The organism is Halobacterium sp. MBLA0001, from assembly GCF_049705385.1.
Taxonomy (GTDB): domain Archaea; phylum Halobacteriota; class Halobacteria; order Halobacteriales; family Halobacteriaceae; genus Halobacterium; species Halobacterium salinarum.
In genome coordinates this window covers 974737-994270 of sequence record NZ_JBNAMQ010000007.1, presented here as the reverse complement: position 1 = coordinate 994270, position 19534 = coordinate 974737, and the positions used below count along the sequence as shown (strand labels likewise).

Sequence of the window (19534 nt, the reverse complement as noted above, 5' to 3'; positions counted from 1 at the left end):
TCCCAGTTGTCGGCTTCATCCCACCCGTAAACGGGTGGGCTTTCGCCTTGCTACCGCTGTCACTGTGTCGGAGCCACGCGTACGACGACCCGAGTCGCCCGTCCTGTGGGTCGTATTCTCCGGCCTGGCGCGGTGGCGCTCGCCTACTGCGTGAACTTCGCGAGGTCCGCATCGGCGACAGGCGGCGCGGAGTCGTGTGGGCGGGCGACCAGGATGTCGCCGGCAGTGCTGGAGCCGATGCCGGGGATCGCAGTGAGTTCGTCCATCGACGCGTCGTTCAGGTCGAGCGGGTGCGGGACGCCCGTGACGGAGCGGTAGCCGTGGTCCGTGATGGCGACGTCGATGGTCTGTCCGAGTTCGCGCTCGCCCGGGATCGCGACCAGCAGCGAGTACGTGCCGAGCTGGCGGCCGAACGTCTTGCCGTCCTGGTGGTATTCGAGGGTGACGTCTTTCAGCACCGTGCCCGGCGGGACGACGCGCTGGAGCATCGCGTTGTCGATGGTCTCACGCACGTCGGTTTTGTACTGTTTGAACAGCTGTTTGTGGTTCTGCGCGAGGTCGACGCCGGTGTCGGCCATCTCGGTGCCCTCGAAGGCCATGACCTGCCGGATGTTGATGCGCCGCACCATCAGCCCCTCGTCGAGCAGGGAGTGGAGGAACTGCTTGTTGTGCTCGAAGGTTTCGGCGCGCTCGCCGGTGAGGCCGTGGAGGAGGTTGATGCCCGGCAGCAGCTTCGGGAGCCGGTCGGGCGACCCCTCGCCCCACGACGGCGCGTCGGCGGGGGATTCGCCGGGCCGCCACCCGCCCACCTCGTTGACGATGCGGACCGCCTCCAGGCATTCCTCGGCGCTCACCAGGAGGTGGTTCTCCTCTTGGACCAGCGGGTCCGCGGACTCCAGGCCGAAGGCCGCGGTGTCGCCGGGCGTGTTGTGCTCGGCGATAACGCGGATCGCGTCCCGTGATTTCTCGGGGTAGTCCACGATCGTCACCGGGTTCATGTTGTCGAGGTGCAGCGTCCCCAACTCGGGGGCGACCTCTCGGATGCCGCCGTAGAGGTCGCGGAGCGCGTCCGGGTTGGGTGCCTCGCCGTCGCCGCCGAACGCGAGAATGTCGGCCTGCCTGCCGAGCCGGAAATGCCGGGCGCCGTGGGCGTAGAGTTCGCCGACCTCCGTGACGACGGCGTCCGCCGACCGGAACGAGGGGTCGCCGTACATCGGCTCGGTGCAAAACGAGCACCGGTACGCACAGCCCCGCGAGGTCTCCATCTCGCAGATGAGGTATTCGGGGTAGTTGGGGTGTTGTTCGACGACGAACGCGCCCTTCGCGGCCCAGCGGTTGATCTCCTGGTTGTCCCGGTAGCGGTCCTCGAACCCCTCCAGTCCGTTGTCCACGAGGTCGTAGGCGGCCGCCTCGATGTCCGCCATCGCGAGGAAGTCGAAATCCAGGTCCGAGCGCTCCATCTCCTGTGCGCCGGCGTTCTCCTCGCCGACGCCGAACCGGACGGGGCCGCCCATCACGCTCGTGCCGTCGGCCAGCCACGCCAGCTCGCGGACTTCGTCGGGTTCGGCGGGCGTTCCGCCGACGTACTTGCCGGGCACGGTCATCCCGCCCACGTAGACGAACAGGTCGGCGTCGGCAACGTCGTTGAACTTGGCGGTGTCGCCGCGGAGTTCGTCGATGGTGTGGTAGGTGACGTTGGCGGGGTCGACGCCCGCGTCGACGAGCGCGCCGGCGGTGTACCGGGGGTACGTCGAGATGTACGGCGGCACCCCGAAGTGGGCCGGCTCGTCGACGTAGCCGTCCACGAGCGTCACGTCGAGGTCCTCGGGGGCGATCATACACCGGGGTTCGGTGTCGATCCGTAAGAACGTGACTACACGTAGATGTGGCCGGTCAGTGAGGACGGCTCGTGGCCCCAGGCGTCGCGGCACCCGGAGACACCCAGCGCCGCCAGCAGGCTGTCGAGGGCGTCGCCGCCGGTGTCGTCGCGGTAGGTCGCCCGGATGGCGTCCGGGATCGCCACGCTGGACTGGTCGGCGAGACCGTCGAGGATGCGCACGCGGCGCTGTGTGTGGGCCTGCTCGGTGCCCTTGTACTCCGTTCGGGGGAGGCCACGCGCGTCCAGCACGCCCGCCGGATACGTTTCCGCGACCACCGGACCGCCGGCGGCGGGCGGGTCGAACGGAACGATCCGGGCGGCATCGTCAAGCGGCGCAAGCACGCTGGCGATGCCGTGGTAGGTCTGGTGTGCGACGAAGAAGTGGTACGGGGAGAGGGCGTCGTGTTCGCGGTCGGTCGCCCGCCGCAGGTAGGTCGCACCGTCGGCGTTGGCGGTCGCCCACTCGACGCACGTCGCGGCGAAGTCGTCCCCGTCGTCGTGGGCGGCGACCGCGGCGACGACCGCCCGGTGGGTGGTCGCGCCGAGGGCGTCGGTGGCGATGGCGCGCGGAACCGCAAACGGGAAATCGAGGCCGAAGACGGCGTCGGGATGGCTGCGGATGAACGAGACGAGCGCGGCCAGCGTCGGCGCCCGGTCGGTCGTCGGGGGGCCGTCGTAGTGGGCGGCCAGGAAGTCATCGGCGCGCGCGCAGTCCCGGACGCGGAGCGTGCCGGCGTCGGCGTGCGCGCTGGTCACCCAGATGGTTCGGCCCGCGGTCGCGGCGCCGCTGAAATCCACGCCGTAGCAAGTGTGGGCAGCCACAGCGCCCGCTTCGGGCTGGCGCGGCGTAGCTGTTGTGGGCCGGAGCCGCCGCAGCCATCCCCTTTTTGGCTTCGACCGCCCAACGTGGAGGCATGCCCGCTACCTTGGAGGTTCGCTGCGACAACGGCGACTGCGAGATGGACATGTTCGAGTTACACTACACGTACGACATGCCTGACAGCGTCGGGGTGTCGGATTTCTCGTGTCCGTACTGTGGGACGACCGAGGAGCTCGCGGAGATCCAGCTATGAACGGTCGGGAGTTCGCGGACTGCGTGGGCGCCGGGCTCTTAGAGCGGGCGGGGCGCGCCGCCGGCCGGGTCCAGGAGAACGCGCCGCTGCCCGTCGACGTGCTGGAGAGCGACGACGAGTACCTGCTGGTGTTCGATACGCCCGGCGCGGACGCAGGCGACATCGACGTGACCTACGAGGGCGACAGCGTCCACGTTCGGGTGGATCGGTTCCGCGAGTTCGACGCGGACTTCGAGGTGGTGTTCCCGGGGCGCGGGCTCACCCTGGAGGGGCACGCGACGCTGCCCGCGAACGCCGTGGTGAACGCCGACGCGGGGCGCGCGGAGCTGAACGAGGACGGCACGCTGCACGTGTTCCTGCCGAAACACGGCACCGCCGAGGCGGACATCCACGTCACGGCGACCGACGACAGCGACGACGAGTCGGCGTAGGTCACTCGACGACCATGCCTTCGGCGATGGCGAACTGTTCGGTGCCGTCGAAGCGCGTCGGGTCGAACGCGGGAACGCCGTCGCCGCCCAGGACGTCGTCGGCGAGCGCCGCTCCGGTCGCGGGGGCGCGCATGAACCCGTGGCCCTGCCAGCCGGCGGCGACGTAGAGGCCGTCGCGGAGCTCGCCGAGCAGCGGGTCGCGGTCGGGTGTGGCGGTGCAGAGGCCCGCCCACGAGCGCTCGACGGCGGGCTCGTAGCCGGGGAACCGATCCCGGAGCCGGTCGTCCATCGCGTCGACGAACCAGTCGTCGCCGTCCCGGCCGTAGTCGTCGGGGTCGGCCTCGACCGGTTCGGTGCCGTCGCCGGCGAGCACACCCTCTGGGTGGGGGCGGACGTAGTAGCCGGCCGTGGCGTCGTACACCGTCGGCAGCTCTGCGGCGGGCGCATCGGCGGTCAGCGCCTGCACACGGTAGGGTTTCAGCGGCACCGGGACGCCGGCGTCGGCGAGCACGCGGGCGGTGTGCGCGCCGGCCGCGACCACCACGTCGTCGTACGCGGTGTCGTTGACTCGAACCGGATCGGTGGCGACGCTGGCCGGTTCGTGTGTGCGGATCTCGACACCGCGGTCGCGTGCGCGGTCGGCGATCAGGCGGGCGTACGCGGTCGTGTCCACGACCGCGGCGTCCCGCGCGATCGCGGCCGCGACGATGTCCGTGGTGTGGAGCGCGGGGACCGCCGCCGCGAGCGCGTCGGCGTCGGCGTGCTCGACCGCGCGCCCGTGGCGCTGCATGGCGGCCACCTGCTCGCGGATGGCGTCGGCGGTCGCGCCGGGTTCGGTGGCGAACCAGACGTACGGCGTCTCCGCGACGGTGAACGCACCGTGGCCGGAGAACTCGCGGAACCGCTCGATGGCGCGGGCCGCCACGCGGGCGTCGACGGCGTCGGCGAACGCGTCGTAGCAGATGCCGGCCGCGCGCCCGGTGCTTGCGGCGGCGACGGTGTCGCGCTCGTAGACGGTCACATCGACGCCGCGCTCGGCGAGGTCGTGGGCAGCCGTCAACCCGACTGCGCCGGCTCCGATCACGGCGACGCGGCGATCCGACGCAGCGTCGGTGCGTGTCATACTCGCGGGTGGACACCCGACCCGGATAACTGTCGGGGAGGCGGCAACCCGGCCGGCGGTTTCACTTTCACCGTGGACGGCTGAGGTTGAAGCATGTCGGGGCTGCATCCACGAGCATGCCAGTCCAGACGCGCCACGCACGCCCGGAGGCAGCGACCAGCGGCCGCCGCGTCGAGGTGTCGGCGATGACGACCGCCGGTGTCGCAGCGTACGCGGCCACCCACCGCACCGAGCACACCTACATCGAGCGCCGTGGCGGCCGCACGTACGTGGTCACGCGCGAGTGAAGGCGTCGAGTCCGCGGGCTGGGTACGCGACCACGTGGTCGGCGCCCGCCGCGCGCAGTCCGGCGACGCGCTCGCGGACCGTCTCCGAGTCCCCCACCAGCGCGAAGTCCCGGACGGCCGCCGACAACACCTCGCGAGCGCGGCCGGTGGCGGTGGCGTCGGTGGCGGCGTCCTCGGGGAGCGCGCGCCGCACCGGCCCCCGGCGGGCGGTGTACGCTCCGACTGCGTCCAGAATGGCGTCCTCGTCGTCGGTCAGCACGGTGGGCGCGTACACCGCGATGTCGCCGTCGAAGCCCGCGGCGCGCAGGCCGTCGAGGTCGCGCTGGGTGCCCCGGGAGAGGAGTTCGAACTGCGTCCCCCCGGTCGCCAGGGCGGCGCGCTCGACGCCCTCGGTGCCCACCCAGGGGTCGCCATCGAGGGCGTCGACGGCGGCACCGAGGCGGGGCGCGACGGCGCGCTCGGCGGCGTCGTCGGAGAGGTATGCGCCGTGGCCGGCGACCAGAACCCGGCCGAGCTCGGGGGGCATGTCGGCGGCCAACGAGTCGTCGCCCAGTGGGTCGAAGCCGTCGACCCGGACGGGCGTCGTCACGCGGATGGCGCGGCCGTCGTCGACGCACGCGGCGAGCGCGTCGAGGTCGGGCATGTGGGCGTGGCCCTCGTAGTCGACGGTGACGGTGCTGACCCCCGCCACGAGGTCGGTGATGCGCCGCCAGTCGTGTTCGGCGGGTTTCACTGCGACTGCGTCAATGCCGGCGACCGCGGCGTGGGCGTCGCTGCTGGAACTCAGCACGACGACCCACCCCCGGCCGCGAGACAGAGTGTAGTACTAGAACAGTGCCGGAACTCGATCCATCGTCTCTGCGACCATACCCGCCGTACCACGCCCGCGGGCAAAAGGGTTGCTGTCAGGGGCGGAGTGTGCGCGCGAACGCCCAGGCGTCGTGGCCCACCTCGCCGGGATGGGGCAGCCCGAGCTTGAACCGCATGCGGTCCTGGCGTTTCAGGGGGTCGAACGCGCGTGGCTCGGACAACCCCCAGACGTCCACGCGGGGCGCTGCCGCGCCGGCGGCGTCGAGCACCGCGTTGGCGGCGCGCCGCCCCGCCTCGTTGGCGGCTTCCATCGTCGCGAGATCCGTCTCGACGCGGGCGTAGTCGCCGGCGACCGCGAGGTTCGGCGCGTCCGTGTCCGGCCGCGGGCGGTGTTGGAGGCTGCCGACGGTGTTGATCACGAGCGGGGCGTCGTTGCGCAGCCCGTCGTCGGTTTCGGCGAGCTCGGGGTCCAGGAAGTGCGCGACGCGGGCCTCGTCGGGCAGCGTGTCCGCGCCGAGGTGGGCCTGGAGTTGCGCCCAGATCTCCGCGACGGCTTCCTCGCGGGTGCACTCCCGGCCGGGCTTGTCGTAGAGCACGCCGGGCGTGTCCCAGTCGGAGGCGATGACCGACACCACGCCCTGCACGTCGCCGTCAGAGCGCGCGCCGAGGTCGTGGTCGGTCCAGAACTGGCGCTGGCTCACCGACGTGATCGCCCACGGCGAGTCGGCGTAGACGGCGTGCCCGTTGACGATGGGGATGTCCCGGTCGAGGTAGAACTGGACGCCGTTCATCCACGCCGTTCGGATGCGGTCGACGCCGCGCAGCGAGGGGGCGGCGCGCCGTAGCGCGGGCGTGAGGAGGGCGGGCAGCACGTCCACGGGGAGCGCGGCCACGTAGTGGTCGGCGGTTACTGACTCGCCGTCGATCACAGCCCCGGTGACGCGGTGGCCGTCGCTGTGGAGTTCGGTCACGGGGCTGTCGAGGCGGACGTCGACGCCTTGGGCGTCGAGGTAGTCGTGCCAGTGATCGAGCCACACCTCGCTGGTGGGGCCGTCGAGGACGCGCTCGGCTGGCGCGCCCGGGTCGAACTGGCCGAACAGCAACTGCAGGTAGATGGTGCCGACGGTGCGCGCGCTGCCGATCTCGGGGCGAAGCGCCACCAGCGCCTGCGTGGACTGCGCGAGGTGTTTCCGGTACGCCGGCGACATCGCGTCGGCGTCGATGAACTCCCACCACGACTGGTGTTCGAACGCCTGCTCGCGGCGGTCCTCACAGCTGGTCAACAGCACCGCCAACCGGGAGACGAAATGCGCGAGTTCCCGCCGGGGGACCTCCCCACCGGCGATCTGGGGCTGGATGGCGGACACCCACTCGCGGGGGGTGTCGGGGGACTCCGTGGACGCCACCGCGCCGTCACCGTCGGCGCTCGCGATCAGGGTTTCGCTGGTCGACACCAGGTGGTCGGCGACGGAGCCGCCGGTGCCGTCCGGGATGCGCGCCATCGTCTTCACGACGTTCGTGTAGTACGCCGGGAAGAACCGGAAGCCGTGCTCGCCGAGCAGGCCGTCGGAGCCGTCGACGGGTATCGAGCGCGCTTTCCCGCCGAGGCGGTCGTTGGCCTCGTAGACGGTCACGTCGAGGCCGCGCTCGGCGAGCTCCTGGGCCGCGGTCAGTCCTGCGATGCCACCACCAAGCACGGCCACGCGCTGGGACGCTGTCATGGCCGTCTAGTGGGCCTACCCGGACTTCAGGCTACCCCTCACGAGGTCTCCGGGTAGTCGGGGTCCAGCTCCACGACCGTCGGGTCGCGGTCCGGGGGCGTCCAGCCCGCGGCGAGATCGAGGAACTGCACGAGGATGCGCGCCGTTGCTCCCCAGACGGTGTATCCGTCAACGTGGAAGAAATGCACCAACGCCGTCCCGTACTCGGGGTGGCTGCGTTTTTCGAGGTCGTAGTTCGACGGGTCGGTCAGCGCCGAAACCGACAGCACGGCGACCTCATCGACTTCGCGCTCGTCGGGGTCGAACTCGCGGTCCGGGACCCGGCCGACGAACGGCGTCACCGCGTACTCGGTGATGGTGGCGATGTCGTCCAGTTGGCCGGCGAACGCGACCTCGTCGCGGCCCAGGCCGATCTCCTCGTTGGCCTCGCGGGCGGCGGTGCTGCGGCAGTCGGGGTCGCGGGGTTCGCAGCCGCCGCCCGGGAAGCTCATCTGACCCGGGTGGTCGCTGAGGTCGGCGGCGCGCTTCGTGAACACGAGCGCCGCCCCGTCGGCGGCGTCGACGACCGGCACGAGCACGGCGGCGGCGCGGTCCTGGTCGGTGACCCGGACCGGCCGGTGTGCAGCCACCCCGGAGAGGTCCATGGTCGACGCCACGGCTGCGACGAACTTAACTCACGCGCCCGCGGCGGCGGCCGGTTCAGGCGTCCTCGGAGGGGCCACCGGTGTGGTCGGTGAGGGTGTTCCGGACGCCGGACAGATCAACGGCCACCCAGGCTTCGGCGTCGTACGTGACGTCGACGAGCCTGCGGGCGTGCTCGCTGCCCGGGTCGGCGTCGGCGGCCGCCGCGGTGAGGCGCCGGCGGACGGCGTCGGCGCGGGCGGCTGCGGGGACCGTGCGGCGCTCGGTGTCCGCCAAGATGTGTGGCAGGTCCTCGGCTCCCGCAGGCGGCTCGGGAAACGCTGTCGGCCCGGGGACCAACACTGTCGTTCCGTCGTGGGCGACCGCGAGCAGTTCGTAGGCGTCCTGTGCCGCGTCGATGGCGTCGTCCGGGTGTTCGGTTCCGTCGCCGTGCCGGCCCGCGTGCTCGCGGACCGCAGTGCTGAGCTCGGCCCGCGTGAGGCCGCCGAACAACGCCACGATGCCGGCCAGTGCGTCACCGTCCATGTGTCACGGTGGCTGCCCGAAGACGGGTCACTCTTCGGTGTCGGCGGCGTCGGCGCGCGCCGCCGCCGCCACGTCGCCGGGGGTGAGCGAGACCGTCGACCACGCGGGCAGTCGGGTGTCAGCGCCGGGCGGCTGTACCGCCTGTGCGTACGTCGTGATCTGGTCGCGCTCGCGCTCGGCGTCGTAGCTGAGATCGTTGAACGCGGCGTCGGCGCTGTAGGCGTCCACGAGGCGGGTGGCGTGCTCGCGGTAGCGCTCCCGGACGGTGTCGTAGGCGATGTCGACGCCGGTGTCCGCGACGGCGCGCAGCAGCGCCGCGCCAACCCCCCGGCTCATCTCCGAGAGCCCCGTCGGGCCGGAGACCGCGCGGTGGTCGTGCTCGTACCGCCCCAAGTCGACCTGTGCGACGCCGGCCGCGCCCGCCAGCCGGAACGCCTCGCCGAGGGTGCCGACCTCCAGGCCCCACTCGCGTTGCACCCGCAGTCCGCGCGCAGCCTCGCTGGTGAGCCCACACTCGCCGGCCAGCGCGTACCGGAACGACCCGAGGAAATCGAGCACGTCGTGGTCGTGGGTGTCCTCAAGCGCCGCCACCAGCGGCGTGTAGAACAGCCGGAACAACCGCCCGTACAGCCGGTCGTTCTCCACGCGAGCGTAGTAGCCCTTCGAGAACTCGAAGCCGTCGGCGAGCGGGAACAGCAGCTTGTTGACGTCCCGGGCCTCGTAGGTGTCCGTGTCCGCGTCGTGGAGCACGACGAAGTCGTGGCGGGCCGCGACGCCCAGCGCCAGCCAGACGTCACGCCCCTTGCCTCGGGGGCCGTCGAGACCGGCGTCGGCGAGCAGTCCCTCGACCCGGGGGCCGTCGCACCACAGCAGGGTGAGATCGAGGTCGAAGCCGGCCAGCCACTCCCGGAACGCCGGCACGCGCTCTGCGGGCGCGCGCAACGGCACGACGACCGCTGCGGGGTCGACGCGCTCAAGCTCCGAGAAGACGCGCTCGGTCGCGAGGCTGGCGTACTCGCGGTCGGTCATCGGGACGACGACCGCGGCACGGCCTGCCGGGGCGGGCGGGTCGGCGTCGCCGTAGTCGTGGAGCGTCGCCACGCGCTCCTGGGTGTAGTCCATACGTCGACGGCAGTGGCGGCAGGGGAATTAGCTTGCGCCCTGCGGCAAGCGCCCCGCCCACTGCAGTGCCACGAGGCAGACCGCGAGTACGCCCAGGCCGGCGGCGCCGGTGCGGAAAATGGTGTCGTAGGCGAACCCGGTCCCGCGAAGCGTGCCCACGACGACGCTGCCGAGCGCCTGCACGAGCATCATCGACGCGCTGTAGCCGGCGTACGCCGACCCGCGGTCGCTGTCGGGGAGGCTGTCCAGCAGGAAGGTGTCGATGGCGGGAAAGAGGCTGTGGATGGCGTACCCCAGGCAGAGCGAGACGGCGGCGACAGCGAGCGTGGCGTTGACGACCGTGATCGCGAACAGCGTGACGACGAACGACCCGAGGATGGCGAGCATCAGCGGGACGTGGCGGAACCGGTCGGCGAGCCGGCCCGTGTACCAGAACGCCGGCACGCCAGCGGCGAACACGACCGTCAGGAGGAGGTTGGCGGTGCGCTTGGTGACGCCTTTCGTCTCGATGAGGTATTTCGGGTAGAAGTTGAAAAAGCCGTTCCAGACGAGGCCGGTAATGCCGACGGTGACGACGCCGAGCGCGACGATGCGGTACTGGCGGCGGACGGACCCGAGGAGGTCGCGGTCGGCTCCAGCGGCGTCGGGCAGATCGGCGCGCTCGGCGGTGACGTACAACACGACCGTGACGACGGCGGCGGCCGCCGACAGCAGGTAGAACGGCGCACGCCACGTGTAGCGGACGAGCAGCACGCGGACGACCAGCAGCGGCGCGACCGCGGCCGCGAGCTGCGAGGCCGTGCCGTGGATGCCGATGACGCGACCGACGCGATCGGGGAACAGCTCACTCACGAGGGGGCTCGCGGCGACGAAGTAGACGCCCGACGCCAGCCCGACGAACAGCGCGCCGACCATCACCAGCTCGATCGTCGGCGCAAGCGTCATCCCCCCCGAGGCGACAGTGAGCAGGCCGCCAGTCCCGAGAACGACCCGATGGCGGGCGACTCGCGTGAGGAGGTAGCCGGCCGGGAGCCGGGGGAGCGCGCTGCCCAGCCACGCCAGCGTCGCCACCAGCCCGACTGCGGCGTTGCTCGTCCCGACGAAGAACTCCTGGAGCGGCACCACGAGGGGCGCGAACACGACCCGGCCGAAGTTCACGAGGAAGACGAGCGCGCACAGCGAGCCGAACAGGGGGAGCCGACGCGCGCCGCTGTCGCTGGATGGGGCCACACGGCGGCTTCTCGGCGGGCAGCAACAACCCTTCGGGTTCCGGCGACCGACGCGCGCCGCTACTCGAAGATGGCGTCGAAGGCGTTCGCGCCCAGCGGCTCGAACGTACCGGCGTCGGCGTTCTCCGTGACGTGGTCGGCGTCGGTGGTGCCGGCCAGCGCGCTGGTCACGCCGGGCGCGCTGCGCGCGAAGTTCATCCCGCGCTGGGCGGGCGTCTCCCCCGCCAGTTGGGTGTCGACCGCCGAGGGGATGCCGGACACCACCTCGCCCTGCCCCAGGCTCGCCGACGTGAACACGTTCAGGCCGGCCTCGTGGGCGTACCAGAGCACGCTCTGGGGGCCGTCGGGGCCCTCCTGGGCGGCGACGGTGAACGCGTCGGCCATGTAGACGTTGAACGGCACCTGGATGGCGCGCAGGTGGGTGGCCGTGTTCCCGACGGTCTTCGCGGCGGCGCGCGCCCGCGAGATGATCTCGCCGAGGTCCAGGTAGTGGTCGTGATCGGCGGGCACCCGGAACGCCTCCCAGGTCGCCACCCCGTAGTGGGTGATGTCGCCGGCCGCCACGCGCTGTTCGAGGCGCTCGAAGGTGGCTTCCAGGTGGTCGTAGACCGCCGACGCGGGGCGCTCGTCGAGTTGGGTTTCGGGGTTGTGGACGTAGTAGAGGTCGATGGTGTCCACGCCGAGGTTCGACAGCGACCGGTCGACCATGGCGTCGATGTACCCGGGCGCGATGCTGTGGCTGCCGGCCGCGAGGTCGTCGCCGTCGACGACGCCGCGATCGACGAACTCGCGGCGAACGTACTCGCCGGGGGCGTCGGGCTGCTCGCCGTCGAACGGCACGAACCCGCCCTTGGTCGCGAGGAACACGGCGTCGCGGGGGATCTCGCTGTCCCGGATCGCGCGCCCGACGACGCGCTCGCTGCGCTGGTGGCGGTAGTTCACGGCCGTGTCGATGACGTTCACGCCGGCCGTGAGACCGGCGCGCACCGTCTCGTAGAGCGCGTCGTCGACGGCGGCCGTCGGCGCGCCGAGGTACGTGCCGAGGCCGACGCTGGAGACCGCACAGTCGCCCACGCGCCGGAAGTAGGTGCGGGCGGTCGCGTCGCCGAATCGCTGCTTGTACTGGAAGGTCGCGTCGGCGGTGGCCATGCCGGCAGTTCGGCCGGGCGTTACTTGTACTCGCCGCGTTCGTGCGCCCGGATGGCGGCCTGATACCCCGACCGGAACGTCGGATGCGCGAACGAATACCCCAGCTCGGTGAGGCGGTCGTTCGAGCAGCGCTTGCTCGTGCGCAGTCGGCGCTCGGCGGGCGTCGAGAGGTCGCCGGCGGCGATGCGCTCGGCGACGGTCTGCTTGGCGGGCTGCGGGACGCCCGCCTCGTCGGCGAGCCAGTCGGCGAACGCCCACTTCGAGACGGGGTCGTCGTCGACCGCCAACAGCACGTCCGCGTCGGCGTCGGTGAGCGCGAACGCCACCACGCCGGCGGCGTCGTCCCGGTGAATCATGTTCAGGTAGCCCTCCGTCACCGGGCCGTCGAGGTACCGGGTCAGCCGATACCGGTCCGGGCCGTAGAGGCCGGCGAACCGCACCACCGTGGGGTCCAGGCCGTGCTCGGGGGCGTCGGTGAGCGCGACGCGCTCGGCGTCCACCAGCGCCGCGGTCTTCTCGGTGGTCGGATCGAGGGATGTCTCCTCGTCCACCCAGTCGCCGTCGTGGTCGCCGTAGACGCCCGTGCTGGACGTGTAAACGAGCTGCTCTGGGGGGTCGTCGCGGCCGCCGAACTGCTCGACGACGGTCCGCAGGCCGTCGACGTACACCTCGCGGGCGGCGTCGGCCCCCCGACCGCCGGACGACGCCGCGAACACCACCGCGTCGGCGTCCGGGACCGCGGCCAGCGACGCGGCGTCGGTGACGTCGGCGCGCACCGCGGTCGCGCCGGTCTCCCGGACCGCGTCGAGGCTGTCCGGGGAGCGACACACGCCGACAACGTCGTGGCCGGCGGCGAGCAGGCGGCGCGCGAGCGCGCACCCGACGTAGCCACAGCCCAGGATTGCGACCCGCATCAGTAGGGGTTCTGGGCGGCGACGTAGCGGTGGATGCGCGCGTACTCCGCGAGGGTCATGGGCTGGCGGCCCTCCAGTTTCTGCTGGAGGGGTTTGGCGTCGTGGTCGCCGTCGAGGCCGCGCGCCAGCGCGTCCACGTCGAGCACGGCGGAACTCATCTGCAACATCACGTGGTCCTGGAGTTCGGCCTGGAGGGTGTCCGCGGGCGGGTAGTCGTCGCTGGCGGCCAGGATGTCGGCCGCCTCGGTGACCGTCAGCGTGGGCGAATCGCCGGCTGCGAGCGCGGCGATCGTGTCGGCGTCGATGTCGGCGTGGGCGGCGACGGCGTCCGAGCCGACGGTTTCGATGACGTCGGCGAGCGTTGCCTCGTACTGCGCCCGGACCGCGTCGGCGGTCGTCTCCGCGGGCGTCTGGATCTCGTCGGTGAACACGCACGCCGGTACGACCCCGAGGGTCAAGGACACTGCGCTCCCGGTGTCAGGTCGTGTGTTGCGGCCACACATGTCACCTGCGGGCACAACGTTGATACGGATGCCGTGAATCCCGTGACATATGAAGGCCGCCCTCATCGGCGTCGGTCAGGCCGGCGGTAAGGTGACCGAAGCCCTCCTCGCCGAGGACCAGCGCGCGGAGTACGGTGCCGTTCGCGGAACGCTCGCCGTCAACACCGCGAAGACGGATCTGGAAGGGCTGGACATCGACACGATGCTGATCGGTCAGGAGCGCGTCAAAGGACACGGCGTCGGCGCCGACAACGAACTCGGCGCGGAGGTGATGACCAACGACGTCCGGGAGGTCATGGGCGGGCTGGACGGGGTCGTTGATCCACACACCGAAGCGATCTTCGTGATCGCGGGGCTGGGCGGCGGCACCGGATCGGGGGGCGCGCCGGTGTTGGTGAAAGAACTCCAGCGCGTCTACGAGATCCCCGTCTACGCGCTGGGGATCCTGCCCGGCCGTGACGAGGGCGGCATCTATCAGGCGAACGCCGGCCGGTCGCTGAAGACGCTCGTCAGGGAGGCCGACTCCACGCTGCTCGTGGACAACGACGCGTGGCGGTCGACCGGGGACAGCGTCACCGAGGCGTTCGACGAGATCAACAGCCGGATCGCCAGACGCGTGGGCATCCTGCTGGCGGCCGGGGAGAACATCGAGGGCGTCGGCGAGAGCGTCGTGGACTCCAGTGAGGTGATCAACACGCTGCAGTCCGGGGAGATGTCCGCGATCGGGTTCGCGTCCGCCGAGGCGGCCGCCGACGCCGGGGAGAACATCAACACCATCACCTCGACGGCGCGCAAGGCCTTGCTGTCGGGAATGAGCGTGCCACAGACCACGGAGGCCGGCGCGGCGCTGGTGGTCGCCGCGGGGGAGAGCGAGCGCGTCTCCCGGAAGGGCGTCGAGAAGGCGCGGACGTGGGTCGAAGACGAGACCCGCAGCATGCAAGTGCGGGGCGGTGATTTCCCCTTGGACTCGGATAAGATCGCGGTGCTGGTGTTGCTCGCGGGGATCTCCCGGAGCCAGCGCCTCCAGGAGTTCATGGACCGGGCCAAGGAGGCAAGCAAGGAGGTCGAGGCCGAACAGGAGACGGAGAACTTCCAGGCGGACGAACTCGACGACCTGATCTGATCGCGGACAGCGACGGTCAGTCGTCGGCAGTCACGAGGGTGTCGCCGTCGAACTCGCGGCTGTCGTACTGGACGTCCATGAGGTCAAGCAGCGTCGGCGCGATGTCGTAGAGGTTCGTCGACGACGGGATCGACACGTCGGGGGCGTCGGTGACCAGCGTCGCGTTCTCGAAGGAGTGCATGCCGTTGCGGGGGCCGTGGCGGAACACGTCGCCGGGCGTCGAGAACCCGGCTTTGAGGTCGAAGCCGTGGTTCGGGATGGCGACCAGGTCCGGCGCGATGGCGTCGTGGTCGCCGTCGAAGACGGCGTCGCCCTCGACGACACGATCGACGACCTGCCGGCCGTCCGGCGATTCGAGCGCGGTCAGCGCGTCGCTGACTTCCGCAAGCACCGCGTCGGCGTCGTCGGCGGCGACGCTCCCGCGGGGCTCGCGGCCCTCGCGGTTGAGGTAGAACCGCCCGGGGATGAACGAGTACACCTGCGTGTCGTCGCTGATGTCGCCGAGCCCCTCCGGATCGGGGCTGTCGAAGGACAGCCAGCCCTGGTCGGCGAGCCACGAGTTCAAGTGGACTTCGTAGTCCTCGCTGGTGAACCCGTGATCGGAGGCGACCACGAGGGTCACGTCGTCGGCGATCGCCGCCCGGATCTCGCCGATGTAGCGGTCCACTTTCTCGTAGAACTCGAAGAACGCCGCCTCGTTGTCGCCGTGTTCCTCGTAGTCCTTGAACAGGAAGTGGTTGACGCGGTCCGTGGACATGAACACGCCGAAAAAGAGGTCCCAGTCGTCGGCGTCGATGTACTCCAGGAACGCCTCCTGGCGGGCGTCGATGGTCTCGTGGGCGTCCTCGATGAACGCGGCTTTGTCGTCGTCGTGGCCGAGTTTCGCGTTCACGTCGATGCGGTAGTCGGTGGCTTCGAGGGCGTCCGCGAACTCGGGGGGGTGGGCGGCCTTCTCGATGTCCGGGGAGAGGAACCCCGAGCTCATGCGCTGGACGTTGCGCTGGGGCGGGAACGTCACCGGGACGTTCATCACGGTGGCGTCGCGGCCGGCGTCGGTGACGCGATCCCAGACGCGGGTCGCCTGCACGTCCTGTCCCATGGGGACGTACGTCTCGTAGCTCCCGGTTTCGCGGTCTTGGAAGCCGTAGACGCCGGTTTCGCCGGGGTTGACGCCGGTCGTCAGCGAGGGCCAGCAGGCGCTGGACTCCGGGGGAACGATGCTCTCGATAGCGCCGCCCGACCCCGCGGCCATCGCGTCGTGGAGGTTCGGGAACGTATCGGGATGATCGCGGATGAGGCTGAACGGCACGCCGTCGATACCAACGAACGCAACCCGGCCAGCGTCGCTTCCGCGAAGTCGGTCGAACAGACCCATACCGAACCGTCTCCGCTCCGCCACTAAAACGTTGGTTTCCAGGGACGAACGGCGGCTACGCGTGTTCGAACGCCGAGAACAACGCTTTCCGGGTGCTGGCGTCGATGAGGTCGTCGAGGGTCGCCCTGCGGTCGGCGCTGACGCGACTGAACAGGCCGAGTGGGACGCGCGCGGTGGCGGTGTCGGTGTCCCCGCCGAGGCCCTCGGGGTGGTCGAACGCCGACGCCAACACGTCCATGGCGCTCGTGCGCACGTCGTCGGCGCGACACGCCGTCACGACGGTGTCCTCGTGGACGCCGAAGGCGGCCGCCGACGACACGCCGTCGAGGCGCAACAGGGTGTCGGCGGCCTCCTCGAGGGCGCTGACTGCGGGGACGGACCCGACGTTCGTGACCGCGAAGCTGGCGCGGCGTTCGCGGTTCTCGATGGCCGCCCCGATCACGTCGAAGGTCTCCCCGCTCATGCCGGGGGCGCGCAGCGTGTCGATGGTGCCCTGGTCGACGAACTCTTCGAGGAACGTCGCCGCCCGAAAGTCGTCGGCCGACCGGACGCGGCGGAACTCCCGGGTGGCGGCTCGGATGCCGTGCTGGAGGGCGGTTGCGACGTCCTGGTCGGGGGTGTGGTTGGCGCGCTCGAAGAACCGGGAGACGATGGTCGCGGTCGCACCGGCGTCGCTGCCGGTGATGACGAGTGGGTGGTCGACGGCCGCGGGGCGGTGGCGGATCACCGCGACGACCGGCGGCTGGTTGGCGAACGACGGAACGGTGCCGCCGCCGCCGACCGCGACGGCGCCGTCGTAGTCGTCGAGTGGGTCGTCGGCGATGCCGAGCGTGAGGTCGAAGAGGTTGCAGAAGGCTTTGGCGTCGTCGCTGGTGACGTCGCCTTCGGCGAACACGCGTCCCGTGACACCCCATTCTTCGCAGAGGTCACAGAGCCCGGTTGCGGCGGCGAGCGCGTCGACGCTGGGGTTCTCGGGGACGACGAACGCGGCCGATTCGACGGAGGCGATGGCGTCGCGGAGCCGCGCGTAGTCGTCGTTGGTGGTGGTGGCCGCCCGCCGGCGGCGGATCAGGAGACGGACGACGTATGCGCCGATCCCGCCGACGGCGGCGGCGACGCCGGCGAGCACTGCCAGGGAGCGTGGCGCGAGGAGGCCCACCTCAGGGAGCATGTGGGCGAGAGTCACCGCGAACCGTTAAGTAGCTTATCCCGGGTCAGTGGGTGTGATCGGTGTCCGCGTCGGCGTCGGCGGTGTCCGCGGCGTCAGCGTCGAAGTTCAGTGGGACGACCGTGGGATGGTCGACGCCGACGGTGGGAGTGTCAGTGCTCATTGCGACTGGACGTACGGCTGCACGCCTCAAGTAATCGTCCATGCGCTTGACAAATCCGCGCTGGGAGGGAGATGCGCCGGAATAATACGCCGGGAATGGCGTTACGCGAACTGCTCGTCGTAGAGGTCTTGAGCGTGCTCGATGGCGTCTTTGGCGGCCTGCGCGTCGCCCCAACCGAGCACCGCCGTCTCCTTGTCCGCTTCGAGGTTCTTGTACGTCTCGAAGAACTCCGCGATCTCGGCTTTCTGCTGGTCGGTGAGGTCGTCGACGTCCTCGACGTCGTCGTAGCGGGGGTCCTCCTCGGGGACGGCGATGACCTTGTCGTCCTGCTCGCCGTCGTCGTCCATCTCCATCAGCGCGACCGGGCGCGCTTCGATGACGCAGCCGGGGAACGTCTGGTCTTCGACGAGCACGAGCACGTCGAAGGGATCGCCGTCGTCGTAGTACGACTGCGGGATGAACCCGTAATCCGACGGGTAATGGACGTTCGAGTGCAGCACGCGGTCAAGCACCACGCCCGGGATGTCTTTGTCGTATTCGTATTTGTTCCGCTCGCCTTTGAGACACTCCACGACGGCGTAGATGACGTCCGGAGCGTCGGGTCCGGTTTCGAGGTCTTCCCAGAGGTTTGCCATGCTGTTGGAGGTGTGGGGCGCGCCGAAAAAGGGTTTTCGTATCGCCGTTCGGCCGCGAAACGGGGAGTCAGGTGAGAAGTGTTTAAATGTCCGGGCCACTTCACTTCAGCTATGTCAGAGGCGCAACCCGATACACGGAGTGACGCACGTGACCTGACCGCGTTCCAGAAGAACATCCTGACCGTCCTCGGCGAGGAAGCCCGATACGGTCTCGCAATCAAGCGCGAACTCGAAGAGTACTACGGCGAGGAGGTCAACCACGGCCGTCTGTACCCGAACCTCGACGATCTCGTCAACAAGGGCCTCGTCGAGAAGTCCGAGTTGGACAAACGGACCAACGAGTACGCGCTCACCAACGAGGGCTTCGACGCGGTCGTCGACGACCTCGAATGGACGCTCTCGAAGTTCGTCGCCGACGCCGACCGCCGCGAGCGCGTCGAGACCATCGTCGCCGACGACTGAGGACTGGGCATCCCCAGGCAGTTTTTTCGGCACACACCACACCGCCAGCAGCAGCGTTACGCCGTGTCCTCGTCGGTGGTGGCTGCGATGTCGTCGATGATCGCAAGCGACGCCTCGATGGCGTCGCGCTGATCGGCGCTGGGCCACGCGTTCCGGGGGAAGAACTCCTCGCGGAACCGCGTGCGCTCCGCGTCGGTCGCGGTGTCCATGGGGCGCGCGTAGTGGTTGTTCATGAACGCCGCGAACGCGGCCGCGTTCTGGGCGTGCACGTCGTCGTGGGCGGCCGCAACGCGGTCGACGATGGCGGCGTTGCGGGCGGCGGCGTGCTCGTAGTCGCCCTGTTCGCCGCCGCCGGCGAGCGAGCGTTCGACGGCGCGGTCGGGGTCGTCGATGTCGCCGGGGTGGACGGTGCCGTCGGTGAGCCAGTCGGTGGGATAGCAGACCAGCGTCGCGTCGGCGTCACGGACCCGCGCGAGGAAGCCGTGGTCGGCGAGCAGTTCGTCGCGGCGGTCGCGGTAGGCGTCGGCGGCGGCGGGGTCGGTGGCGTCGCGGGCGAGCCGCGTGAGTCGCTGTGCCTCGGCGGCCGCGTCGGCTGGCAGCTCAGGCATCGTCGAGGGCCTCGTTGGCGAGGGCGTCGGCGCGCTCGTTGGTCGCCCGTGGCACGTGGGTGATCGACCAGTCGTCGAACCCCGTGAGGAGTTCGCGGGCGCGCACTCGTTTCCGCCTGAGGTCGGGGTCGTTGGTGTCCCACGCGCCGGTGAGCTGTTTCTCGACGAGCTGGGAGTCCCCCCGGAGTTCGATGTCGTCGAACCCGAAGTCGGCGGCGGCTTCCAGGGCGGCGATCAGGGCGTCGTATTCGGCCTGGTTGTTGGTGGCGCGGCCGATGGTGTCGCCGCCCTCGGCGACGATGCCGCCGTCGCCGGAGACGAGCACCCAGCCGACCGCGGCGGGGCCGGGGTTCCCGCGGCTTGCGCCGTCGAAGTAGGCGTGCACGCGGCCGCCGCGGTCGGGTTGGACGACGGCCGTGATGTCAGTGGGCGACCCCCCCTGGACGACGAGTTTGTCCGCGTAGGCGACGGCGTGGGCGTCTCCGAGGTCGGCGTGCCACAGTTCGTGCTCGGAGTTCCCGTCGCTGAACGATGCGCCGGCGTCGGCCAACGCCGCGCGGGCGGTCTGGATGTCGCACTCGACGACTGGCAT

General features: G+C 70.6%; 22 protein-coding genes. 5 read left to right on the top strand and 17 right to left on the bottom strand.

Going from position 1 to position 19534, the window contains the following annotated elements:
* Positions 1-143: 143 nt before the first annotated feature.
* Positions 144-1838, bottom strand: a complete 1695-nt coding sequence (locus tag ACOZ32_RS06335) for a radical SAM protein (RefSeq protein WP_010902165.1) — start codon at positions 1836-1838, stop codon at positions 144-146.
* Positions 1839-1873: 35 nt separating this feature from the next.
* Positions 1874-2701 carry a DUF429 domain-containing protein gene (locus tag ACOZ32_RS06330; protein WP_285270380.1) on the bottom strand — a complete coding sequence of 276 codons (828 nt, stop codon included), beginning with the start codon at positions 2699-2701 and terminating at the stop codon, positions 1874-1876.
* A 92-nt stretch (positions 2702-2793) separates the two neighbouring features.
* Between ACOZ32_RS06330 and ACOZ32_RS06325 the strand changes: the two genes are divergently transcribed.
* Both ACOZ32_RS06325 and ACOZ32_RS06320 read left to right on the top strand, forming a co-directional pair.
* Positions 2794-2952 (top strand): DUF7559 family protein, encoded by a 159-nt coding sequence (locus ACOZ32_RS06325; RefSeq protein WP_010902164.1) that lies wholly within the window; start codon positions 2794-2796, stop codon positions 2950-2952.
* Positions 2949-3383 carry an Hsp20/alpha crystallin family protein gene (locus tag ACOZ32_RS06320; protein ID WP_424335083.1) on the top strand — a complete coding sequence of 145 codons (435 nt, stop codon included), beginning with the start codon at positions 2949-2951 and terminating at the stop codon, positions 3381-3383. Before ACOZ32_RS06325 ends, ACOZ32_RS06320 begins: the two co-directional genes overlap by 4 nt.
* Before the next feature lies 1 nt (position 3384).
* On the opposite strand, the gene ACOZ32_RS06315 is transcribed toward ACOZ32_RS06320, so the two are convergent.
* Positions 3385-4506: an NAD(P)/FAD-dependent oxidoreductase gene (locus ACOZ32_RS06315; protein WP_424335082.1), complete on the bottom strand. Its 1122-nt coding sequence runs from the start codon at positions 4504-4506 to the stop codon at positions 3385-3387.
* A gap of 116 nt (positions 4507-4622) precedes the next feature.
* Here ACOZ32_RS06315 and ACOZ32_RS06310 point away from each other — a divergent pair, with 116 nt between their 5' ends.
* Positions 4623-4793 carry a hypothetical protein gene (locus tag ACOZ32_RS06310; protein ID WP_157849916.1) on the top strand — a complete coding sequence of 57 codons (171 nt, stop codon included), beginning with the start codon at positions 4623-4625 and terminating at the stop codon, positions 4791-4793.
* Here the strand turns inward: ACOZ32_RS06310 and ACOZ32_RS06305 are convergent.
* The 9 genes from ACOZ32_RS06305 to ACOZ32_RS06265 all read right to left on the bottom strand — a co-directional run bounded on the left by ACOZ32_RS06305 (position 4780) and on the right by ACOZ32_RS06265 (position 13336).
* A complete protein-coding gene (locus ACOZ32_RS06305; RefSeq protein ID WP_012289131.1) occupies positions 4780-5583 on the bottom strand; it encodes a DUF7388 family protein in 804 nt (267 codons plus the stop codon). The two genes, ACOZ32_RS06310 and ACOZ32_RS06305, sit on opposite strands and share 14 nt — an antisense overlap.
* A gap of 115 nt (positions 5584-5698) precedes the next feature.
* Positions 5699-7324: a hydroxysqualene dehydroxylase gene (locus ACOZ32_RS06300; protein WP_285270382.1), complete on the bottom strand. Its 1626-nt coding sequence runs from the start codon at positions 7322-7324 to the stop codon at positions 5699-5701.
* A 38-nt stretch (positions 7325-7362) separates the two neighbouring features.
* Complete coding sequence (locus ACOZ32_RS06295) at positions 7363-7968, bottom strand: NUDIX hydrolase (RefSeq protein WP_205252405.1); 606 nt, start codon at positions 7966-7968, stop codon at positions 7363-7365.
* 55 nt (positions 7969-8023) lie between these two features.
* A complete protein-coding gene (locus tag ACOZ32_RS06290) occupies positions 8024-8491 on the bottom strand; it encodes a DUF7109 family protein (RefSeq protein WP_285270383.1) in 468 nt (155 codons plus the stop codon).
* A gap of 27 nt (positions 8492-8518) precedes the next feature.
* Entirely contained in the window at positions 8519-9613 is a 1095-nt protein-coding gene (locus tag ACOZ32_RS06285; RefSeq protein WP_205251421.1) for a glycosyl transferase family 2, read from the bottom strand.
* 27 nt (positions 9614-9640) lie between these two features.
* Positions 9641-10843: an MFS transporter gene (locus tag ACOZ32_RS06280; RefSeq protein ID WP_012289129.1), complete on the bottom strand. Its 1203-nt coding sequence runs from the start codon at positions 10841-10843 to the stop codon at positions 9641-9643.
* 59 nt (positions 10844-10902) lie between these two features.
* Positions 10903-11991: an aldo/keto reductase gene (locus ACOZ32_RS06275; protein ID WP_285270384.1), complete on the bottom strand. Its 1089-nt coding sequence runs from the start codon at positions 11989-11991 to the stop codon at positions 10903-10905.
* A gap of 20 nt (positions 11992-12011) precedes the next feature.
* Complete coding sequence (locus ACOZ32_RS06270) at positions 12012-12905, bottom strand: SDR family oxidoreductase (protein ID WP_205252402.1); 894 nt, start codon at positions 12903-12905, stop codon at positions 12012-12014.
* Complete coding sequence (locus ACOZ32_RS06265) at positions 12905-13336, bottom strand: DUF5791 family protein (RefSeq protein ID WP_205251418.1); 432 nt, start codon at positions 13334-13336, stop codon at positions 12905-12907. The genes ACOZ32_RS06270 and ACOZ32_RS06265 overlap by 1 nt, the downstream gene beginning before the upstream one ends.
* Positions 13337-13457: 121 nt before the next feature.
* Between ACOZ32_RS06265 and ACOZ32_RS06260 the strand changes: the two genes are divergently transcribed.
* Positions 13458-14531 carry a tubulin/FtsZ family protein gene (locus ACOZ32_RS06260; protein WP_010902152.1) on the top strand — a complete coding sequence of 358 codons (1074 nt, stop codon included), beginning with the start codon at positions 13458-13460 and terminating at the stop codon, positions 14529-14531.
* 16 nt (positions 14532-14547) lie between these two features.
* Here the strand turns inward: ACOZ32_RS06260 and ACOZ32_RS06255 are convergent, their stop codons facing one another.
* The 3 genes from ACOZ32_RS06255 to ACOZ32_RS06245 form a co-directional block, all read right to left on the bottom strand.
* Positions 14548-15906 carry an alkaline phosphatase family protein gene (locus tag ACOZ32_RS06255; protein WP_010902151.1) on the bottom strand — a complete coding sequence of 453 codons (1359 nt, stop codon included), beginning with the start codon at positions 15904-15906 and terminating at the stop codon, positions 14548-14550.
* Between the two features lie 55 nt (positions 15907-15961).
* A complete protein-coding gene (locus ACOZ32_RS06250) occupies positions 15962-17077 on the bottom strand; it encodes a DHH family phosphoesterase (RefSeq protein ID WP_285270386.1) in 1116 nt (371 codons plus the stop codon).
* A 261-nt stretch (positions 17078-17338) separates the two neighbouring features.
* On the bottom strand, positions 17339-17872 hold the full coding sequence (locus ACOZ32_RS06245; RefSeq protein ID WP_010902148.1) for an inorganic diphosphatase: 534 nt from the start codon (positions 17870-17872) through the stop codon (positions 17339-17341).
* Positions 17873-17983: 111 nt separating this feature from the next.
* Here ACOZ32_RS06245 and ACOZ32_RS06240 point away from each other — a divergent pair, with 111 nt between their 5' ends.
* The gene (locus tag ACOZ32_RS06240) at positions 17984-18334 is read left to right on the top strand and encodes a PadR family transcriptional regulator (protein ID WP_205251416.1); all 351 of its coding nucleotides are present in this window, start codon (positions 17984-17986) and stop codon (positions 18332-18334) included.
* Between the two features lie 56 nt (positions 18335-18390).
* Here the strand turns inward: ACOZ32_RS06240 and ACOZ32_RS06235 are convergent, their stop codons facing one another.
* Together ACOZ32_RS06235 and rnhA are read right to left on the bottom strand one after the other, a co-directional pair.
* Complete coding sequence (locus tag ACOZ32_RS06235) at positions 18391-18942, bottom strand: DUF7108 domain-containing protein (protein WP_285270387.1); 552 nt, start codon at positions 18940-18942, stop codon at positions 18391-18393.
* On the bottom strand, positions 18935-19534 hold the full coding sequence (rnhA, locus tag ACOZ32_RS06230) for a ribonuclease HI (protein ID WP_010902145.1): 600 nt from the start codon (positions 19532-19534) through the stop codon (positions 18935-18937). Before rnhA ends, ACOZ32_RS06235 begins: the two co-directional genes overlap by 8 nt.

Excerpts from the sequence above, each read along its gene's own strand:
- ACOZ32_RS06335 (WP_010902165.1), bottom strand. The coding sequence starts at position 1,838 with ATGATCGCCCCCGAGGACCTCGACGTGACGCTCGTGGACGGCTACGTC.
- ACOZ32_RS06325 (WP_010902164.1), top strand. The coding sequence starts at position 2,794 with ATGCCCGCTACCTTGGAGGTTCGCTGCGACAACGGCGACTGCGAGATG.
- ACOZ32_RS06320 (WP_424335083.1), top strand. The coding sequence starts at position 2,949 with ATGAACGGTCGGGAGTTCGCGGACTGCGTGGGCGCCGGGCTCTTAGAG.
- ACOZ32_RS06315 (WP_424335082.1), bottom strand. The coding sequence starts at position 4,506 with ATGACACGCACCGACGCTGCGTCGGATCGCCGCGTCGCCGTGATCGGA.
- ACOZ32_RS06310 (WP_157849916.1), top strand. The coding sequence starts at position 4,623 with ATGCCAGTCCAGACGCGCCACGCACGCCCGGAGGCAGCGACCAGCGGC.
- ACOZ32_RS06300 (WP_285270382.1), bottom strand. The coding sequence starts at position 7,324 with ATGACAGCGTCCCAGCGCGTGGCCGTGCTTGGTGGTGGCATCGCAGGA.
- ACOZ32_RS06295 (WP_205252405.1), bottom strand. The coding sequence starts at position 7,968 with ATGGACCTCTCCGGGGTGGCTGCACACCGGCCGGTCCGGGTCACCGAC.
- ACOZ32_RS06290 (WP_285270383.1), bottom strand. The coding sequence starts at position 8,491 with ATGGACGGTGACGCACTGGCCGGCATCGTGGCGTTGTTCGGCGGCCTC.
- ACOZ32_RS06285 (WP_205251421.1), bottom strand. The coding sequence starts at position 9,613 with ATGGACTACACCCAGGAGCGCGTGGCGACGCTCCACGACTACGGCGAC.
- ACOZ32_RS06275 (WP_285270384.1), bottom strand. The coding sequence starts at position 11,991 with ATGGCCACCGCCGACGCGACCTTCCAGTACAAGCAGCGATTCGGCGAC.
- ACOZ32_RS06270 (WP_205252402.1), bottom strand. The coding sequence starts at position 12,905 with ATGCGGGTCGCAATCCTGGGCTGTGGCTACGTCGGGTGCGCGCTCGCG.
- ACOZ32_RS06260 (WP_010902152.1), top strand. The coding sequence starts at position 13,458 with ATGAAGGCCGCCCTCATCGGCGTCGGTCAGGCCGGCGGTAAGGTGACC.
- ACOZ32_RS06255 (WP_010902151.1), bottom strand. The coding sequence starts at position 15,906 with ATGGGTCTGTTCGACCGACTTCGCGGAAGCGACGCTGGCCGGGTTGCG.
- ACOZ32_RS06250 (WP_285270386.1), bottom strand. The coding sequence starts at position 17,077 with ATGCTCCCTGAGGTGGGCCTCCTCGCGCCACGCTCCCTGGCAGTGCTC.
- ACOZ32_RS06245 (WP_010902148.1), bottom strand. The coding sequence starts at position 17,872 with ATGGCAAACCTCTGGGAAGACCTCGAAACCGGACCCGACGCTCCGGAC.
- ACOZ32_RS06240 (WP_205251416.1), top strand. The coding sequence starts at position 17,984 with ATGTCAGAGGCGCAACCCGATACACGGAGTGACGCACGTGACCTGACC.
- ACOZ32_RS06235 (WP_285270387.1), bottom strand. The coding sequence starts at position 18,942 with ATGCCTGAGCTGCCAGCCGACGCGGCCGCCGAGGCACAGCGACTCACG.
- rnhA (WP_010902145.1), bottom strand. The coding sequence starts at position 19,534 with ATGCCAGTCGTCGAGTGCGACATCCAGACCGCCCGCGCGGCGTTGGCC.